Origin of the sequence: Desulfovibrio sp. (assembly GCF_034006445.1) — a bacterium.
Lineage (GTDB): Bacteria > Desulfobacterota > Desulfovibrionia > Desulfovibrionales > Desulfovibrionaceae > Desulfovibrio.
On the sequence record NZ_JAVESS010000003.1, the window covers coordinates 239,758 to 258,415 of the forward strand.

15 protein-coding genes are annotated in these 18,658 nt (G+C 60.1%); 6 read left to right on the forward strand and 9 right to left on the reverse strand.

Features of this window, described 5'->3' with window-relative positions; genetic code table 11:
- Positions 1-356 precede the first annotated feature (356 nt).
- The 3 genes from RBR41_RS05715 to panB all read left to right on the forward strand — a co-directional run bounded on the left by RBR41_RS05715 (position 357) and on the right by panB (position 3,090).
- Positions 357-890, forward strand: coding sequence for a hypothetical protein (locus RBR41_RS05715; RefSeq protein WP_320351623.1), 534 nt, complete (start codon positions 357-359; stop codon positions 888-890).
- A 409-nt stretch (positions 891-1,299) separates the two neighbouring features.
- Positions 1,300-2,175, forward strand: a complete 876-nt coding sequence (speB, locus tag RBR41_RS05720; RefSeq protein ID WP_320351624.1) for an agmatinase — start codon at positions 1,300-1,302, stop codon at positions 2,173-2,175.
- Between the two features lie 81 nt (positions 2,176-2,256).
- Positions 2,257-3,090, forward strand: a complete 834-nt coding sequence (gene panB, locus RBR41_RS05725; protein WP_320351625.1) for a 3-methyl-2-oxobutanoate hydroxymethyltransferase — start codon at positions 2,257-2,259, stop codon at positions 3,088-3,090.
- 325 nt (positions 3,091-3,415) lie between these two features.
- Here the strand turns inward: panB and nspC are convergent, their stop codons facing one another.
- The 7 genes from nspC to RBR41_RS05760 all read right to left on the reverse strand — a co-directional run bounded on the left by nspC (position 3,416) and on the right by RBR41_RS05760 (position 12,979).
- Positions 3,416-4,636 (reverse strand): carboxynorspermidine decarboxylase, encoded by a 1,221-nt coding sequence (gene nspC / locus RBR41_RS05730; protein WP_320351626.1) that lies wholly within the window; start codon positions 4,634-4,636, stop codon positions 3,416-3,418.
- A 325-nt stretch (positions 4,637-4,961) separates the two neighbouring features.
- Positions 4,962-5,426: a VOC family protein gene (locus RBR41_RS05735; protein WP_320351627.1), complete on the reverse strand. Its 465-nt coding sequence runs from the start codon at positions 5,424-5,426 to the stop codon at positions 4,962-4,964.
- Positions 5,427-7,657: 2,231 nt separating this feature from the next.
- Positions 7,658-8,869, reverse strand: a complete 1,212-nt coding sequence (locus tag RBR41_RS05740; protein WP_320351628.1) for a saccharopine dehydrogenase family protein — start codon at positions 8,867-8,869, stop codon at positions 7,658-7,660.
- A gap of 334 nt (positions 8,870-9,203) precedes the next feature.
- Positions 9,204-10,634: a histone deacetylase gene (locus RBR41_RS05745; protein WP_320351629.1), complete on the reverse strand. Its 1,431-nt coding sequence runs from the start codon at positions 10,632-10,634 to the stop codon at positions 9,204-9,206.
- Complete coding sequence (locus tag RBR41_RS05750) at positions 10,627-10,968, reverse strand: hypothetical protein (protein ID WP_320351630.1); 342 nt, start codon at positions 10,966-10,968, stop codon at positions 10,627-10,629. Before RBR41_RS05750 ends, RBR41_RS05745 begins: the two co-directional genes overlap by 8 nt.
- Positions 10,969-11,318: 350 nt before the next feature.
- Complete coding sequence (gene tmk / locus RBR41_RS05755) at positions 11,319-11,972, reverse strand: dTMP kinase (RefSeq protein WP_320351631.1); 654 nt, start codon at positions 11,970-11,972, stop codon at positions 11,319-11,321.
- On the reverse strand, positions 11,948-12,979 hold the full coding sequence (locus tag RBR41_RS05760; protein ID WP_320351632.1) for a 3'-5' exoribonuclease YhaM family protein: 1,032 nt from the start codon (positions 12,977-12,979) through the stop codon (positions 11,948-11,950). Before RBR41_RS05760 ends, tmk begins: the two co-directional genes overlap by 25 nt.
- Before the next feature lie 107 nt (positions 12,980-13,086).
- On the opposite strand from RBR41_RS05760, the gene surE reads away from it, so the two are divergent.
- The 3 genes from surE to gap all read left to right on the forward strand — a co-directional run bounded on the left by surE (position 13,087) and on the right by gap (position 16,264).
- Positions 13,087-13,854, forward strand: coding sequence for a 5'/3'-nucleotidase SurE (gene surE / locus RBR41_RS05765; RefSeq protein WP_320351633.1), 768 nt, complete (start codon positions 13,087-13,089; stop codon positions 13,852-13,854).
- Between the two features lie 450 nt (positions 13,855-14,304).
- The gene (gene fba / locus RBR41_RS05770) at positions 14,305-15,231 is read left to right on the forward strand and encodes a class II fructose-1,6-bisphosphate aldolase (RefSeq protein ID WP_320351634.1); all 927 of its coding nucleotides are present in this window, start codon (positions 14,305-14,307) and stop codon (positions 15,229-15,231) included.
- A gap of 31 nt (positions 15,232-15,262) precedes the next feature.
- The gene (gap, locus tag RBR41_RS05775; RefSeq protein WP_320351635.1) at positions 15,263-16,264 is read left to right on the forward strand and encodes a type I glyceraldehyde-3-phosphate dehydrogenase; all 1,002 of its coding nucleotides are present in this window, start codon (positions 15,263-15,265) and stop codon (positions 16,262-16,264) included.
- A 428-nt stretch (positions 16,265-16,692) separates the two neighbouring features.
- Here the strand turns inward: gap and RBR41_RS05780 are convergent, their stop codons facing one another.
- Complete coding sequence (locus RBR41_RS05780; RefSeq protein WP_320351636.1) at positions 16,693-17,652, reverse strand: TIGR01777 family oxidoreductase; 960 nt, start codon at positions 17,650-17,652, stop codon at positions 16,693-16,695.
- A 501-nt stretch (positions 17,653-18,153) separates the two neighbouring features.
- Complete coding sequence (locus tag RBR41_RS05785; protein ID WP_320351637.1) at positions 18,154-18,615, reverse strand: nuclear transport factor 2 family protein; 462 nt, start codon at positions 18,613-18,615, stop codon at positions 18,154-18,156.
- Between the last annotated feature and the right edge of the window lie 43 nt (positions 18,616-18,658).

An 18,658-nucleotide genomic window follows, 5' to 3' on the forward strand; every position in this document is an offset into this window, starting at 1 on the left:
GAAACGCCAACTGCTCGCATTGGCATTATTGGCTGCATCCGCATTGGTCGCATTGGCATTGGTCGCATCCGTATTGGCTGCTTTCGCTTTGGCGTCGTCTGAACTGGCCGCATCCTTGCCGTCAGAAAATGGATATGCGCCCCGGCTTTACGGCGTACCGCATTGACGCGGGCTGGCCCGGATAGTACATATGGAGCCGCTTGCGACATTTTTCTCTAGGCCGTGCGGCATGAGCGCCTTTCAGGGGCTCTCTGCATCGGCCACGGCCTGATGATCTGTTCCAGAAGTACGTGAGCCAAGTTCTGATGGCGGTTGGAGCCAGGGTGCTTGCGCTGCCAAAAAGTGAAGGAGTTTCCATGCCTGAGCCACAGAGCCAATTCCAGAGCGCCGTAGCCGCCATGATTGAAGCGGTCATGTTTGAAAACTGGCTGCGCTTCTATTTTATCAGCGAAAAGCCCGATGCCGCCCCGGCAGGAGGTGACGCGCCGCTGTTCATGGCCGTGCCGGTCAAGGGTATGGAGCGCATTGCCGAACTCTACCCCCATCTGCTGCCTCTGGCCGATGAAATGAACGGTCAGGAAGTGACCTTTGAAATGTCGCAGCGCGCCATATGCAACTTCGTGGCTACCCACGTGGAGGGCAAGAGCGTAGCGCGCGACAGCGCGGCCATGATCTTCAACAGCTCCACCTTTCAGGTGCAGATGCAGCTTTTCAATACCTGGGTGCAGATGCACGAAGATCAGCTGGACCGCGGCTTCACGGAGTTTGGCGCGTGGCGCAAACTCTTTGACGAATGGCGTCAGACCCCCGGCGCGCGCGAACTGGCGGAAAAGCTGACCATCAGCATACAGGGGGCTCCGGCCACTGGCGGCAAGGAAACGGTGCAGTAAGTCTCGGGCGGAAAATCTGCCGCGAAGACAGCGCAGCTATTTATTTGCGCGGTTAAGCGCCGAAGCGGGCGTGCCGTACGCTTTGAGAATGTACATTCTCAAAGTTCATCGGCTCCAAGGGTTGACGGCGCTCATCTGTGAGATAATTTTTTGTACAGCGGCAAGCCTGCAACGTGGGGCACAGGGCGGGAGAGTATAAGTTTTTAAACGAAACAGTATTTGTTCCTGAAACAAATTACTATAAATTACGCGTGGTTAAAGAAATTTATTTCTTGATTCCACTTGGCACGGGCATTGCAGAATAGAAAGCACCTTCCTTTCTTTTGCTGACAGCCTCCTCCAAATAAGACGGCCTGCCTCCCCAAGCGGGCCGTTTTATTTGGTTCATCCATACAGCCTGAGGATAGTCATGCAGCATTTTCTTGCATCGGAATACAGCCCTTCCCGGCCCGAACAGGCCGCCTTTCATATTATCCCCGTTCCGCTGGAGCAGAGCGTTTCTTACGGCGCTGGCACGGCCCACGGCCCGGAAGCCCTGCTCACGGCCTCTCAGCAGCTTGAAGCCTGGGAAAGCGGCCTTACTCCAGGAGAATCAGGTTTTTATACCGCCCCGCCTGTGGACTGTAGCGGCCCCATTGAGGGGGTCATTGACCGCATCGAGGCCGCCACGGCACAGGCGCTTGCCTGCAAGGCCCTGCCGGTGCTGCTTGGCGGCGAGCATACGGTGAGCCTTGGCGCGTTGCGCGCCCTGGCAAAACAGGCGCAGAGCACGGGCGAACCCTTTGGTATTGTGCAGTTTGACGCCCATGCCGATCTGCGTTCAAGCTATGAGGGCAGCCCCTATTCGCATGCCTGCGTCATGCACCGCGCTGTGGCTGACCTGGGCCTGCCGCTGGTGCAGTTTGGCGTGCGCGACTTTTGCCGTGAGGAGGCCGAGGTGCGCAAGGCGCACAACGTCACCCACTACGACGCCTATTTCATGGCCCGTGTGGGCCTGCCCGAACTGCCCCTGCCAGAGGGCTTCCCCCAGCGGATTTACATCACCTTTGACGTGGACGCCTTTGACGCCTCCCTCATGCCTGCCACCGGAACGCCGTCGCCCGGCGGCTTGAGCTGGCGCGAGGCCCAGTTCATTCTTGAGCGCTGCGTGGAAGGGCGTCAGGTCGTGGGGCTGGACGTGGTGGAGCTTGCCCCCATTGCGGGTCTGCACCACTGTGATTTTACGGCGGCCAAGCTGACGCATCTGCTTATGGGGCTGGCGGTGGCGGCCAACAGCCGTTCCTGACGCGTTTTTCGCCGTCTGGATCGCTGGCCGTCAGGCATCCCCGGCAGTTGCCGACACGGTTTTTACCAAGGAGCATTCACCATGAAGAACACTGTGGTCACATTTCGCGCCGCCAAGGGGCAGGACAAGCTTGTGGTGCTTACCGCCTACGACTACAGCACGGCCCGCGTTATGGACGACGCCGGGGTCAACGCCCTGCTGGTGGGGGATTCGCTCGGCATGGTCATGCTGGGGTACGAGGATACGCTCAGCGTCACCATGGACGACATGATACGCCATTGCGGCGCTGTGGCGCGGGCAGCGGCGCAGGCCCTTGTGATCTGCGACATGCCCTACATGAGCTATCACACCAGTGTGGATGAAGCCGTGCGCAATGCGGGCAGGCTGGTAACAGAAGGGCACGCCCAGGCCGTCAAGCTTGAAGGCGGTTCGGAATTTTGCGACGTGGTCAAGGCTCTTGTGCGGGCGTCCATACCCGTCATGGGGCATCTGGGGCTTACCCCCCAGTCTGTCAACGCCTTCGGCGGGTTCAGGATGCAGGGCAAGACGCCCAGCGCTGCCCAGAAACTGCTGGACGACGCCCGCGCCCTTCAGGATGCCGGGGCCTTTGCCCTTGTGCTGGAATGCGTGCCCGCCGCCCTGGCAGCCCGCGTCACCAGGGAGCTTGTTATCCCCGTCATCGGCATAGGCGCTGGCGCGGAATGCGACGGGCAGGTGCTGGTCTGGCAGGACATGACCGGCCTGAACACCCGGCCTTTGCCGCGCTTTGTCAAATATTTCGGCTCGGTGGACAAGGCCCTGCGCGACGCCATCGAGGCCTACACCCGTGAAGTGCGCGCCGGGGCTTTTCCCGGTGAGGAGCACTGCTACCCCCTGCCAGAGGGTATGGAAAAAGCCGTCAAAAAGCTCAAATAGAGCAATGTAACTTTTACATTGCTCTGACGGCTGCGTGAGCAGACGTTCTCTACGGAGGCGTAAGCGCAGTTTATCTGCGCGGTTAAATGCCGAAGTGAGCGTGGCTTAAACTTTGAGGATGTACATTTTCAAAGTTGATCTGCTCTATATACGCGCCGCCCGCAGATGTATTGCGAATGCGCGAAACAGAAAAACCCCGGTACTACCGGGGTTTTTCTGTTTCAGATGCCAGAGATGTTTCAAGCCGCCGCCATGCGTCGGAGGAGCCTTGCGGATGGGACGGCACTGCTGGTGAAAGCGTTCTTGCGCGGCTCTTCGCGGCGCATCAGGAAAGCCGGGTTTTAAAATCCGCGTAGCCGAACTGGCGCAGCATGCGAAAGTCCGTTTCGCCGCTGGCATCCTGGCCGCAGATGCCGATGGAGGGCAGGCGCAGACCGTTGAAGGTGGTGGTCTTGACCATGCTGTATATGGCCATGTCTTCAAATATGAGGCGTTGCCCCGGCTTGAGGGGCGCGTCAAAGGAATATTCGCCAGCCACATCGCCCGCCAGGCATGACTTGCCCGCCAGACGGCAGGTCCAGGCCCTTTGGCCCGCCTCGCCAGCCTGCACGGCTGCGCCGTCGTGTTCATACGTCACGCGCGGCCTGTACGGCATTTCAATAACGTCGGGCATGTGGCAGGGCACGCCTATGTCCAGAATGACGATGGGCATGTCGGCCTCGATAACGTCCAGCACCGTGGTGACTAGCCAGCCCGCGTCCAGGGCCACCGCCTCGCCGGGCTCAAGGTAAATCTGCGCCTGATAGCGGTCGCGCCACTGGATGAGCAGGCTGCAGAGCAGGTCTATGTCATAGCCCGGCTTGGTAATGTGATGCCCGCCGCCCATGTTGATCCATTTGCAACGGGGCAGCCACTGGCCGAAATTTTTCTCCACAGCGGCCAGGGTGCGCTCCAGCGCGTCCGATCCCTGCTCGCAGAGCGTGTGAAAATGCAGGCCGGAGATGCCGTCCAGAGCCGTGGGGTCGAAATGTTTGCGCCGTATGCCAAGGCGTGAGCCGGGCGCGCAGGGATTGTATATTTCCGCAGCGCCTTCGGAATGTTCCGGATTGATGCGCAGGCCGCACTGTATCTGTCTGTCAGGGCAGCGGCCGTGATTCCACGCTTCGATGGCGGGCGCGAATTCGCGCCACTGCGCAATGGAGTTGAAGACGATGTGGTCTGTCAGCGTCAGCAGTTCCGCCACTTCGCGCTTGTTCCAGGCTGCGGCGAAGGAGTGAACCTCGCCGCCGAATTCCTCGCGGGCCAGGCGGGCTTCGTCCACAGAACTGGCGCAGGCGCCCCACAGGGGGCCGTGCCCCGTGAAGCGGGAAAGCAGGGGAAAGGTCGCCCAGGCCGCATAACCCTTGAGGGCGAGAAGGATTTTTGCCCCGGTGCGCTCCTGTACGGTGTTGAGGATGGCCGCATTGGTCAGAAGCTGGTTTTCGTCCAGAACAAAGCAGGGTGAGGGGATGCGGGCCGGGTCAAAGAGAAGGTGCTGACAGTGCATTAAGGTTCCTCTGGGTGAGTGTGCTGCGCAGGCCTGGTGTTGGCGTGGCGATTGCGCGAAGTTGGCGCGGAGTTGGCGCGGAGTTGGCGTGGCCTGCTTTTGGAATTTTGACGCATTGGCGGCGAGGGCGCAAGGGGTTGGGGTGGATGAATGGTTTTTGGGGTGGTTTGGCATTTTGTCTTTGAGTGGGAATGGTATACTGCCGTTCTCTCTATCGGGGACGGCACGCCATTTTTTGACGGGCAAAGCGCACAGATGGCCCACAGCGGCGGCAATCTTTCAGTCAAGACAAAGGGTTTCCAACACTACTTTTGCTTTGCCGGGCTTATTCTGCACTGCTATCTTTATGCTTCTTCCAACTCTGTACCTCAATGATGTTTCCTTCTGGATCTTTTGCATATGCAAAAGTTCCTGTGCCCAATGTGTCGTATTCTCTACTGACTATTTCCCCCACAAGCTCGCCTCCCTCGCTAAGCAGTAATTTAACCGTATCAGCGACACTTTCTACTTCAAAAGCAATATGCGAAAAACCGTGGAGGTTCAGTTTTGGCACTCCTGAAGTTGAAGTGTCATAACTGAATATTTCGAGAGTCGGACCCGCATCGTCGTATCCTGGCAATCTCAGATGTTCACCAACGATATGAACATCCGGCATGCCTGTCAGGCGTTCCAACCATGCACCTTTCAAATTCCGTTCAGGTGGAACTGGCTTGCATTCAAATACTTTTTGATAAAATAGCGACAGAGATCGCCAGTTTTTAGCGATGAGATTTGTATGTGCATAACGCATGATAAGTGCCTCTTCTCTATAAGTTGTCAGACAAGCTTTGTGCTATGAACACGAGTAAGATTTTAGGCAATCGAGCAAGACCTGTACAGTAGCCATATCGTGAGGTGGCCTGTGCCCTGCGGGCACGGGGGCTTTTCTTCATTTATTAGTTTGGCCGCCTGCGCGGCGGGCGATGAAGTATTGCGGGTAGGCGCTTTGAAGAAAACAAAGCAGGGATAGTCCTTTGGGAGGTGGCTTCTGTGCCCTGCGGGTACGGGAGCTTTTCTTTTTACTTAGTTTGGGCCGCCTCCGGCGGGGGCAAGGCGGGGCCGGTTATGGGGCTGCGCCCCCTTCTCGGCCCCCCTTGCATCCCCCCCGAAGCACCCCGCTTGGGCTTTCCAGTTTCCGTCATTCCGCGAGGGCTGCGCGGCACTTGCTCCGGGAGCTTCCTCGCTGCGCTCGGTGATCTCCCTGCGCGCCGCGCAATGCCAGCGTGCGCCTTCGCGGTGAATAGAGGTCGGCGAAGATGCCTCGTTGTGCCAGTGAGCGCCCTTGCGCTGAATGAGAGCAAAGGGGGGTAGGGGGGCTCTAGGAATCTTCAGAAATGGCGGCTGATTGTTAAGGAAAAGCTCGTTGTGGCGGGGGAGTTTGCACGGCCAGTATTTCTGGAAGGATAAAAACCGGGCTTGTCCTTTGAGAGGGGGTTTCTGTGCCCTGCGGGCGCGGGGATTTTTCATTTTCTCGTGTTTTGGCCGCCTACGCGGGAGAGCTTGCGCGGGCAGTACTCCGGGCGGGTTAAAAGCAGGCTTGTCCTTTGAGAAGTGGATGTTGTGTCCTGCGGACACGGGGGCTTTTCTTTATCTGTTGTTTGGGCCGCCTCCGGCGGGGGCAAGGTGGGGCCGGTTATGGGGCTGCGCCCCCTTCTCGGCCCCCCTTGCATCCCCCCCGAAGCACCCCGCTTGGGCTTTCCAGTTTCCGTCATTCCGCGAGGGCTGCGCGGCACTTGCTCCGGGAGCTTCCTCGCTGCGCTCGGTGATCTCCCTCCGCGCCGCGCAACGCCAGTGGGCGGGTTCGCGGTGAATAGAGGTCGGCGAAGATGCCTCGTTGTGCCAGCGAGCGCCTTCGCGCAGAATGAGAGCAAAGGGGGGTAGGGGTGCTCTAAGAATTTACAGAAATGGCGGCTGGTTGTTGCAGGAAGGCTTGTTGTGGCGGGAGAGTTTGCACGGCCAGTATTTCTGGAAGGATAAAAACCGGGCCTGTCCTTTGAAAGTGGCTTTCTGTGTCCTGCGGGCACGTGAGCTTTTCTTTTTCTCTTGTTTTGGCCGCCTACGCGGGAGAGCTTGCGCGAGCAGTACTCCGGGCGGGTTAAAAGCAGGCTTGTCCTTTGAGAGGAATTTTTGTGCCTTGCGGGCGCGAGGACTTTTCTTTTTATGCTGTTTTGGCCGCCTTCGCGGCGTGCGCCATTTTCGCAGATTCCTACAGCCACCAGACGCCTCCTGTCCTCTCATCGAACGCAAAAGCGCACGCTGGCATTGCGCGGCGCGCAGGGAGATCACCGAGCGAAGCGAGGAAGCTCCCGGAGCAATAGCCGCGCAGCCCTCGTGGAATGGTGGGATATGGAAGGCCCTTGAAGGCTGGCCCGTGGGAGTGGAGGTATACGACAAGCCCAGCGGGGTCGTCCGGGGGGAGTGCAGAGGGGGCCTCGGAGGGGCGGCAGCCCCTAACAGGCCCCCATCTGCCCCCGCCGGAGGCGGCCCAAATTAAAGAAAGTGAAAGCGTTCGTACCCGCAGGGTACAAAAGCCACAGTTCAAAGGACAGGCTCGGTTTTTATGCCTTTTGAGCGCCCGCCGCGCAGGCGGCCCAAATTAAAGAAAATGAAAACTTCCGTACCCGCAGGGCGCAACAACCGCCTCTCAAAGGACAAGCCTTGCCTCATTCTCTCAGGGAATACCGACACCACAAGCTCACCCATCTGCCGCGCGCCGCGCAGGCGGCCCAAACTCAATAAAAGAAAAACCCCGTACCCGCAGGGTACAAAAGCCACCGTTCAAAGGACAAGCCCGGGTTTCTTTTTCCTGACGTCGTAGCTACACAACCCACTGGATATAAAAGAAAAATCTGAAAAAAGGAAAAAATGAAAGGCCGCCCACCCGTCAACCGGGCAAACAGCCTTTCAAAAACAGACGTATTATTTACCGCTTAAAGTTCCTCGCAGAAAAATCCTCGCAGGCGCTCCAACCATCAGAAAAAACTAAATCTTTCCCGTCACATCCACGCACTGCCAGGGCAGCCCATACTTGCCCAGATCCTTGAGGAAGGGATCGGGATCAAACTGCTCCATATTCCACACGCCGGGTTTGCGCCACGTACCTTCGGCCACCATCTTGGAGCCGATCATGGCGGGCACGCCCGTGGTGTACGAAATGGCCTGCGAACCAACCTCGGCATAGCACTCTTCGTGGTCGCAGATATTGTAGATATATACGGTTTTTTCCTTGCCGCCGCTGACGCCGCGCATGAGGTCGCCAATGCAGGTCTTGCCCTTGGTCAGGGGGCCGAGCGAGGACGGATCGGGCAGCAGCTTGGCCAGAAACTGGATGGGCACAATGTCCTGCCCCTGGAAGTTCACGGGGTCAATACGGGTCATACCCACATTGCCGAGCACTTTCAGGTGGTTGAGGTAGTTGTCAGAAAAGGTCATCCAGAAGCGGGCGCGGCGCAGTCCCTTGAGGTTCTTGACCAGGGATTCCAGCTCCTCGTGGTACATGAGAAAGCACTTCTTGCCGCCGATGCCGTCGGGGAAATCAAAATTCATGGACCAGGACAGCGGATCGGTCTCCACCCATTCGCCCCGCTCCCAGTAGCGGCCGCGCGCGGTCACTTCGCGGATATTGATTTCAGGGTTGAAGTTGGTGGCAAAGGGCTGGCCGTGGTCACCGGCATTGCAGTCGATGATGTCGAGCACATGCACTTCGTCCATCTCGTGCTTCATGACCCAGGCGGCAAAGACGTTGGTGACGCCGGGGTCAAAGCCGGAACCGAGCAGGGCGGTGAGCCCGGCTTCGCGAAAGCGTTCCGCGTAGGCCCACTGCCATTTGTATTCAAACTTGGCGGTGTCCAGCGGTTCGTAGTTGGCCGTGTCCACATAGTGTACGCCGCATTCAAGGCAGGCGTCCATAATGTGCAGGTCCTGATAGGGCAGGGCCACGTTGCACACAAGGTCGGGCTTGATACTGCGGATAAGCGCGCAGAGTTCGGGCACGTTGTCAGCGTCCACCTTGGCGGTGGCAATGTCCACGCCGTAGCGCGCCTTCACGCTCGCGGCGATGGCGTCGCAGCGGGCTACCGTGCGGCTGGCAAGGGTGATTTTGTCAAAAGTGCCGCCTTCCTTGGCCACCTGGGCGCATTTGTGGACAACCACGCTCCCGACGCCGCCCGCGCCGATGATAAGGATATTCGCCATAGCTCTTCCCTCTCAGCAAGATAGGGGGTCAAAAGAAAATCCGTGCGGCTGCGCCGCCCGGTCACGTCCCATCACACAAAAAGCGCCTGTGGCCGTAAGGCCATTACGGGCGCAAAGTTTGGCTATATGCCTGCAAAGGCCGGATCAGTCAACCGCACTGTACGGAACCCGTGCGATCTCTCATCCGCCGTCAGGCATACTGCCCCTGAAAATTCAAACCGTGTCTCGCAAAGGGGACGACCAACCCATACCGCATAATATGGGCAAGGCCGCGTGGGCCTGAAAGCTGGTCGTTGTCCTGCCCGCAGGCTCCCGTATGTCCGCGCGGGGCCGTCTACACCCGCAAATGTTCGCGCCCGGCATCTGGCATGACGCCTGCGGCATCGCCGTCCAGCAGCAGCACGTGGGCGTAGCGTCCGGCCTTGCGGGCTTCCACGGCAAGCTCCTGTCCCTTGGCCCGGCAGGCCGGGCAGGCATGGCGCGGTATGAGCAGGCAGAGCGAACGGGCCACGCGATCCGACGCCGTTTCGATGCGTCCGAGGCCGGAGCAGTCGGCGCAGAGCCGCCAGCCTTCTGACTGCCCCTCGCTGATCATGTCTGTATCATAAAAAATATGCTTTTGCCGCACCCACCAGCGATCCTGACCCCGGCCTTCCACCCGGCCCTCAAAAGGCTCGGCGGGCGGGTTGAAATAGCAGTCGCGCACCTGCCCGCACAGGCGGGCTATGTACTGCCCCACCTTGGGATCCTGGCGCGTGGCTTGCGGCGTCCAGCCCGGCTCGCGGATGTCGCCCGCGTCCAGCCCCGCCAGGGCCATGCAGATGGCCAGGTTCACGTAAGGCAGAGCGCCGCGGATGGCATAACCGCCCTCAAGCACCGCCACATGGGGATTGAGCATTTTTGTGAGGGCCGCGTAACCCTGCGCCGACAGCTTCATGTTGGCCAGAGGATCGGTGAAGTGGTTGTCCTGCCCGGCGGAGTTGATGATGAAGTCCGGCTTGAAGTCTTCCAGAATGGGCAGCACCGCGTGTTCCACGGCGTAAAGATAGCCTTCGTCCGAGGTTTCCGGCGGCAGGGGAATGTTGATGGTGCGCCCAAGAGCGCCGGGGCCGCCGCATTCTTTAATAAAGCCCGTGCCGGGATACAGGGTGCGCCCGTCCTGATGCAGGGAAATGAAGAGCGTGTGCGGATCGTTCCAGAACACGTCCTGGGTGCCGTCGCCGTGGTGCACGTCCGTGTCCACAATGGCGATGCGCAGGGGGCGGCCGTCGGGGTGCGGGTAGGTGTCGCGGATGTACTCCACCATGACGGCTTCATTGTTGATATTGCAGAAGCCACGATTGCCGTGCACCACGCGCATGGCGTGATGCCCCGGCGGGCGCACAAGGGCAAAGGCGCGGTCTTCGTGCCCTTCGAGCACAAGGCGGGCGGCGCGTATGGCCCCGCCTGCCGCTGCCAGGTGCGAATCCGTGCTCACGGCGCGAACCGTGGGCAGGCAGAAGTGGACACGCTCAAGCTGCGCGTGGCTGGCGAAGGCGGGGCGGTATTCCGTGATGCCGGGAATATCGAACAGCCCTTCTTCCACAAGCTGATCGCGCGTGTAGAGCAGGCGCTCCTCGCGCTCTGGATGGGTGGCGGAGATGGCCCAGTCAAAAGCGGGAAAAAAGACCACTCCCAGCCTTTGCGCGGCACGGAATGCGGCCTCTGCGCCCACCTGCGGGAAAGAGTGCGTTGCCGGGCGTTGCCCGGCCCACGGCTCAGTCATCATTTTCGTCCAGCGCGTCAAAGATGTCGGCCCCGTAGCGGGCGTAGGTCACCATGCGGCCCATTTCGGCCAGACCCAGCGAATAGGCCAGGTTGCTGGCCGCCACGGCCACAAAGAGCAGGCCGTTTTCGTCGTACATGGCAAAGAGGCCGCCGTGCCCTTCTTCCTTGCGGAAGGCCACGCAGTACATGAGCTCCGGATCGCCCAGAATACCGGCCGCCGTGTGGTTGACCGGGGGCTCGGGCAGGGCGAATTCAAAGCCTGCGGACCCGCCTTCACGGGGAATGAAATGCAGCTTGGTGCCTTCGATCTTGAGGTCGTAAAATTCTTGCATGGTATTCTCCCCGTCAGGCGGATTGTAAACAGGTTATGTGACAGAATTGTTATGGTCGACTGTTATGGCCGACTGTCATGCGTGGAAGCGGAATATCTGCGCTGCCGCGCTACTTGAGGAGGCGGCCGTGGTGGCCGTGGTGATGGTGCCGTGCGGTACAATGGCGCCCAGTAATTTGGGCGGCTGCATGGGCATCATCCGCCGTGAAGACGTCCGCGCGGCGTGCCTGTGCTGTTGCTGGCCGGAACGGGCGTCTTCAATTTTTGAGAATGCTGGCGCTCAATGGCATTCCCTGGAGTAACAGATTGAAATATGAATAATTTCAGCTTGTTACTCTGAATTTCTCCGCTCTAGTCGAGCCCCCTGCCACGGCGGCGCAGATGCGCCTCAATGGCCGAACGGCACTGAAGCACCACGTCTTCGGGCGGCTGCGAGGCGTCAATGATGGCAAAGCGTTCGGGCTCTTCTTCCGCCAGGGCGCGGTAGCCCCGGCGCACGCGCTCGTGAAAGTCCAGGCTTTCACTGTCAAAGCGGCCTTCGGCAATGACTATGCCGGTGGCGCGGTTGCGTTCGCCAGCGCGCTCCAGCCCGCAACGCACGGGCAGGTCCAGCAGCAGGGTCAGTTCCGGCTGAAGCCCGCCGGTGGCAGCCTGGTTGAGACCGCGCAGATATTCGATATCCAGCCCGCGCCCATAGCCCTGATAGGCCAGCGTGGAATCCGTGAAGCGATCGCAGAGCACCACCTGCCCGGCCTCAAGGGCGGGGCTGATGACCTCGGCCACATGCTGGGCGCGGTCAGCCAGAAAAAGAAACAGCTCGGCCCGGCTGCAAAGCCCTGTGGTGCGCACGTCCAGCAGCAGTGAGCGCAGGCGTCGGCCAAGGGCGCTGCCGCCCGGTTCTCTGGTGGTGACGGGGTCGTATCCGTGGCCCTGCAGGTACTCCACAAGAAACTCGATGGCTGTGGATTTGCCCGCGCCCTCTATACCTTCAAAAGTGATAAACATTCTTCTTTGACCGCCTTTTTGCGGGTTGCGGGGGCGGCTTTTTCCGGTGTTCGCGCTGCCCGGTAAACGGGGCGTCCCAGGGTGGCCTGCCAGGGGGTCCAGTCCTGCCCCTCGTCGTCCAGTTGGGCGAAAAGGCCACGGCACTGGGCCATCTTGGCGTCCAGATTGTCGGCATAGTGCAGGGCCATGGCCTCGGGCGTGTGGGGCGGGCGCACCGCGCCGAACTGGAGTTCGCCGTGGTGGCTCAGGATAAGGTGCTTGAGGTGCTGCTGCAAAGGCTCTTCAAGGCCGGATTTGGTCATGAAGGGAGCCAGCATTTCTACGCCAAGCATGAGGTGCCCGAGCAGGCGGCCCTCGTCGGTATAATCGTTGGCAAGGCCGCCGGAAAATTCGCGTATCTTGCCGATATCGTGAAAGAGCGCCCCGGCCAGCAGGGTCTGACGGTCCAGTTCCGGGTACTGGTCGGCAATGCGGCGGCAAAGGGTGAAGACGCTCAGGGTATGCTCCAGCAGACCGCCCACATAGGCATGGTGTACGCCCTTGGCGGCCGGGCATATGCGAAAAGCGGCCCGCAGCTCTTCATTGTTGAAAAAGCCCTGTACCAGCTTGCGCCAGGGCGTGTGGGTAAACTCGGTCTTGATGAGCCCGTCCAGCTCCTGAAGCATGTCGTCCAGCGGATAGGGACTGGCGGGCATAAGGGCCGTGTGATCCACGGTGGCGCTTTCGGCCTCGTCGAGCAGGCGCATGTGCTCCACCGTAAGCTGTACCTGATCGCGGTAAAGCCCGGCGCGGCCTTCAACCCAGACAAGGGAGCCGGAGGGAATCTCGCTGAAATCAGCGCTGAGGGGGCTCCATATCTTGGCTTCCAGACTGCCGCTGGCGTCCGTCAGGGTAAGCCGCCAGTACGGCCCGTTGCGGGACTGCCCCTGCGCCGCCTGGCTTACGGCGAACAGGCCGCGCGCTTCTGACGTGGCGCTAATGTCTTTGACGTAACAACCTTTTTCCATATATCTTTCCAGGAGCGGCCAGCGCTCCGTTCTTTTGGGTCTCCGTTTACGGCGGTGGCCGCAACGGGTCTATGGCCCGAATTTCCCTTCTTTCCGAGGTATTGTCAATGAACGTTCTCCTGACCAATGACGACGGCATCCGGGCCAGGGGCCTGCGTGCCCTGTACGCGGCTTTGATGGAAGCTGGGCACACGGTTTTCGTAGTGGCCCCCATGCGCCAGCAGTCCGGGGTGGGGCACTCGCTCACGGTTTTTGAGCCTGTGCGGGCCACGGTGATTGAAGAACCCGGCTTCACGGGCACAGGCGTTTTTGGCACGCCCACAGACTGCGTAAAGCTGGCCCTGGGGCGTCTGCTGCCCCAAAGGCCCGACCTTGTCATGTCCGGCATCAACGCCGGGGCCAACGTGGGGCCGGACATCCTGTACTCCGGCACCGTGGGGGCCGCCACCGAGGCCGCTCACGAGGAACTGCCCAGCATGGCCGTGTCGCACGACAGTTTCAGCCACAACACCGGCCCGGACGTGGACCTCATGCCCCAGGCCCGGCACGCGGTGGCTCTGGCCAGCCGCATCAACTGGGCTGAAGTGGGCCGCCGCCGGGTCATCAATGTGAACTATCCGGCCTGCCCGCTGGAGGAGGCGCGCGAACTGCGCATCTGCCCCCAGACCAGCGCCGTGTGGAAAAACGTCTATCTTGAGCGTGAAGACCCGAGGGGCGTGCCCTACTGGTGGCTTGAGGGCGAAATCCCCATGGAGAGCATCGAGCCCGATTCGGACAAGGATCTGCTCAACCGGGGGCACATCACCATGACGCCCCTGAATTTCGAGTTTACGGATCACAGGGGCATGCGCGCCCTGACAAAGATGGGGCTTTAAGGAAACGCTGCTGTATTCCGTTTGGCGGCCTTGCTTCACTTTTTTTGAAACAGTCGAGGACGGAAGCGTCCACTCCTGCTTCAAAAGTTGATCTGCTCTAGTTCTTCCGTTGGCCCGCAGGCGCGTAGCACGCGCGCAGACGGGCAGGCGCGACGCACCGCGTAAAAGCCGTTTCGTGTTTTAGCGCTTTGTGTATGTGTTGAATTGGCGGGGGATATGCCCCAAAACGGCCATGGGTGCGCGCCTGCCGTGGATCAAGAATCGTCAGAACGGCCAGGGATGCTCTTGTGGCGGCGTTAAACCATTCCCCTTCGCGCAAATTTGGTGTATGTGACTCTTGCTTGTAACGGGCGTTGGTGCTAGCCATGCTGTCTTGATGCCTGCATGGGCAAATGCCATTAAACTTGAGTATTTCGGCAGCCCTTGCCGCAGAAAACCACGGAGGAATTCATGCCTCTTACCAATCCCAAAGAAATGTTTGCCGCCGCCTATGCGGGGGGCTATGCCATTGGCGCGTTCAACGTCAATAACATGGAAATAATCCAGGGCATTATGAACGCGGCCTCCGAAGAAAAGTCGCCTGTCATTCTTCAGGTTTCTTCCGGCGCGCGCAAATACGCGGGGCAGGCGTACATCATGAAGCTGGTGGAGGCCGCTCTGGACGTTGACGCCAGCGTGCCCGTGGCCGTGCACCTTGACCACGGCCCAAGCTTTGAGATGTGCCGCGACTGCATTGACGGCGGTTTTACCTCGGTCATGATCGACGGTTCGCACCTGCCCTTTGAAGAAAACATCGCCCTGACCAAACAGGTGGTGGAATACGCCCATCCCCGTGGCGTGTGGGTTGAGGCGGAGCTGGGCAAGCTGGCAGGCATTGAGGAGCATGTGCAGTCTGACGAGCACGTGTATACCGATCCCGACGAAGCTGTGGAATTTGTGGAGCGCACGGGCTGCGACTCCCTGGCCATTGCCATCGGCACAAGCCACGGCGCGTACAAGTTCAAGGGTGAGGCCAGGCTGGATTTCGACCGGCTTGAAACCATCAGCAAAAAACTGCCCGACTATCCCCTTGTGCTGCACGGCGCGTCCAGCGTGCCGCAGGAATTTGTCGCCCTGTGCAACCAGTACGGCGGCAAGGTGGGCGGAGCCAAGGGCGTGCCCGAAGACATGCTGCGCAAGGCTGCGGGCATGGGGGTGTGCAAGATCAACGTGGATACGGACATCCGTCTGGCTGTCACGGCCTGCATCCGCCAGTACCTTGCCGAGCACCCCGAAGAGTTCGACCCCCGGTCCTATCTCAAGCCAGCCCGGGAAGCTGTCAAGAAGATGGTGGCGCACAAGATCCATAATGTGATGGGATCTTCAGGCAAAGCCTAAAACCACATAAGCCCTCGTCAAGGAGCGCAACATGCCCGTCAAACTGGGAATGAACGGCTTTGGCCGCATTGGCCGCTATCTGCTGCGGTTGCTGGCCGACGACCAGGATCTGCAAATCGCCGCCATCAACGCGCGCGCCGATAATGCCGCCCTGGCCTATCTTTTCAAGTATGATTCCACGTACGGCACCTTTGCGGGCAGTGTGGACCACGACGAGAACGGCATCATAGTCAATGGACGCCACATCGCCGTGACCCGTTGCAAACCCGGTGAATGGGAATGGAAGCGCCTTGGCGTGAACATTGCCGTGGAGACCACGGGCACCATCAAGGACGCCGAGGGCCTCGCCAAACATCTGGCCTGCGGTGCTGAAAAGGTCGTCATATCCGCGCCTGCCAAGGATGTGGACGCCATGGTCGTCATGGGCGTCAACGATCATGTGTACGACTGCGTCAAGCACAAGATCATTTCAGCCGCTTCCTGCACCACCAACTGCCTGGCCCCTGTGGCCAAGGTGCTGCACGAGAAGTTCGGCATCCGTCACGGCCTCATGACCACCATTCACAGCTACACCATGAGCCAGCGCATTCTGGACGGCACCCACAAGGACTGGCGTCGCGGCCGTGCCGCCGCCGTGTCCATGGTGCCCTCCAGCACGGGCGCGGCCAAGGCCGTGGGCATCGTGATGCCCGAGCTTGAAGGCAAGCTCAACGGCATGTCCGTGCGTGTGCCTACCTTTGACTGTTCCCTTGTGGATCTGACCTGTGAAGTGGAACGGCACTGCGACGCCGCGGCCGTCAACGAGGCCCTCAAGGCCGCCAGTGAAGGCTCCCTGGGCGCGCACATGGGCTTTACCGAAGAACCGCTGGTTTCCATCGACTTCCGGGGCAGCACGCACGGCGGCGTGGTGGATGCGCTCTCCACCCAGGTGCTCGACGGCACCATGGTCAAAGTACTTATCTGGTACGACAATGAAGCCGGCTTTACCAATCAGTTGCTGCGCCTGCTGCGCATGGTGGGCGGAACCTGCTAGAACATTTGCGCTTTGAAATGCCAGGGCGGCGCGGTCTTATGGGCCGCGCCGCCCTTTTTTGTGGACTTGGCGTAATCTTTTTTGAAGCGCTTTGTGCTTTGTGGGGGAGGGACCCTTTTGCAAAAGGGTCTCCTCCCCCACGCCCCCACCCCCTAAAACTCTTATCATACTGTAATAAAGCACAAAAAATTTGCTGGTCTCAAATGTATCAAGAGGCGGTTGTAGAGTGTTTCTCAGGCATCGCTTCATCACAGAATGTGTCTGATCAAAGTGTATCTGCACCATGCCGTTGTGTTCGCTCCGGCGGGTGCGCCTTGCTTGCGCGGACAAATGATGGAGCTGCGGCTTTAACTTCTGAAAATCCCCGTTCGAGGCAGGGCGCATATCACACGGTGCGCCAGGCAAGGTGTGCAATTCATGTGTGCAGATCAGGCGCGCCGCTTGAGTGTCTCGACCAGGGCCTGGTCGAGGTCAGGGCACTGAAAGCTGTAACCAGCGAGCTTGAGCCGGACGGGAAGCGATTTTTGCCCGTTCAAAACCAGTTCCTCGGCCATTTGCCCCAAAGCCGGACGGAGCACAAAACCGGGAACAGGCAGCCACGACGGGCGGGAACATGCCTTGCCCAGAGCGCTGGCAAACTGGCGCATGTTCACTTGCATGGGGGCGCTTATGTTGAAGATGCCCTGAACGTCCTCCCGCTCAAGCAGAAAGCGCACGGCCTGCGTCACGTCCGACATATGCACCCAGCTCATGGGCTGACGGCCGGAACCGACAGGGCCGCCCAAAAAGTACAGAAAGGGCGGCAGCATCCGTTCCAGAAATCCCCCCACGCCTCCCGAAGCTTTCTGGCCCACAACCGGCGAAAACCGCAGGATGCAGCGGCGTACGCCCAGCGCCTCCGCACGAGCCGTGCTTTCTTCCCAAAGGACGCACACATCTGCCAGAAAACCCTGCCCCCTGGGATACGTTTCGTCACAGTCGGGAGCCGTCGCGGCATCCTGCCACAGGCCATAATAGCCGCAGGCCGATGCCTGCAACAGGGTGCCCGGCAGGCGCAAGCCCCTGTCGCGCAGGGTTTGCAGCGCGGCTGTCAGGGCATGCCCCGCGTTGAGCCTGCTTTGCGCTATGGCCTGCTTTCGGGTGGCAGTCCAGCGTCCCGCGCCGATGTTTTCGCCCTGAAGGTTGATCACCGCATCCACATCGTGCAGCAGGGGAACCAGCGCGGCTGCGTCCATGCCGTCCCAGGCCGCATACGCAAGTCCCTTTTGCGGGGGACGCCCAGCCGCAGTGCCGCGCACGGCGGCGCGAACACTGTGTCCCTGCTGCAAAAGATGGGACGTGATGTGCGATCCCAAAAAACCTGATGAACCCAGAATAAGTATATGCATGGGGAGTCCTTTCGTGCGGAAGGTTCTGGGGCCTGGCAGCCGCGCCCCATGAGGGTGGTGAGGCAGGAGGAGGTGCCGGAAAGCGCGGCCAGAGGGATGCTCGCGCTGTCGCACCTGGCATACGGCTGTGGGCGGCGCAGGCAGGGCTGTGAGGCCAGCCACGGGGCTATTGCCCATGGCGCGGGAAGAGTCCGATGGAGCGCGCCGCCGGGTGACATGACGGCAGGTCGATTGCCTCTGGTACAGGCCTGTTGCCCATGGCCAGCCGACGTATCGATGCCGCAGCGACAGCCAGCAGACCGGTGCCGGGGCTGCTGACATCCTTGCAGCCAGTATAAACGGTATTGCTGTTTTTCTCCAGCCTGCGGGGCGGATACAACAGGCGCGCCGCAGGCCGTGAACAAAAAAAGCCCCGTGGCGACGGGGCTTTGGTAGTATGGAAAACCGCCGGAGCGGCTACTGGGTCTTTGGCTTCGGAGTCTTTGGCTACGGGTTCTTGGGCTACTGAATCTTGCAGTTGCCGTCCCTGCAGTCGGGGGTGGAGACCACGGGAGTGGCCTGGAACAGCACCACCTGCTCGCGGTTCTGGTTTTTCACAACCACGAGGGTAAAGCGCATGAGCCCTTCGGGCTGCGCAGGCTGGGATATGCCCTTGAAATAACCGTTGCCCGTCATCAGGGTAGCGCCGCCAATCATGGTGGTGCGCACATTGGTGATGGTCAGGCGGTCAACCACCATCTCCTTGTTTTTGATGGACTGGATGAAGTGCTCCTTGTCCTCAATGTGCCCGTTGCCGGCGATGTGCCAGTAATTGGGGGCCAGCAGGGTTTCAAGGGCGGGGATGTCGCCGGTCATGACCGCTTCGGTATACAGGGCTACTGTGTCGGCCTTGGCGTGGGCCTGACCGGCGGAAAGGCAAAGGAACAGAGTGCAGACAAGAAATGCGGATTTCAGAAAATTCATGGTATCCTCCGTCGTTATGCTGGGCCGGCATCTGCGGCGCAAG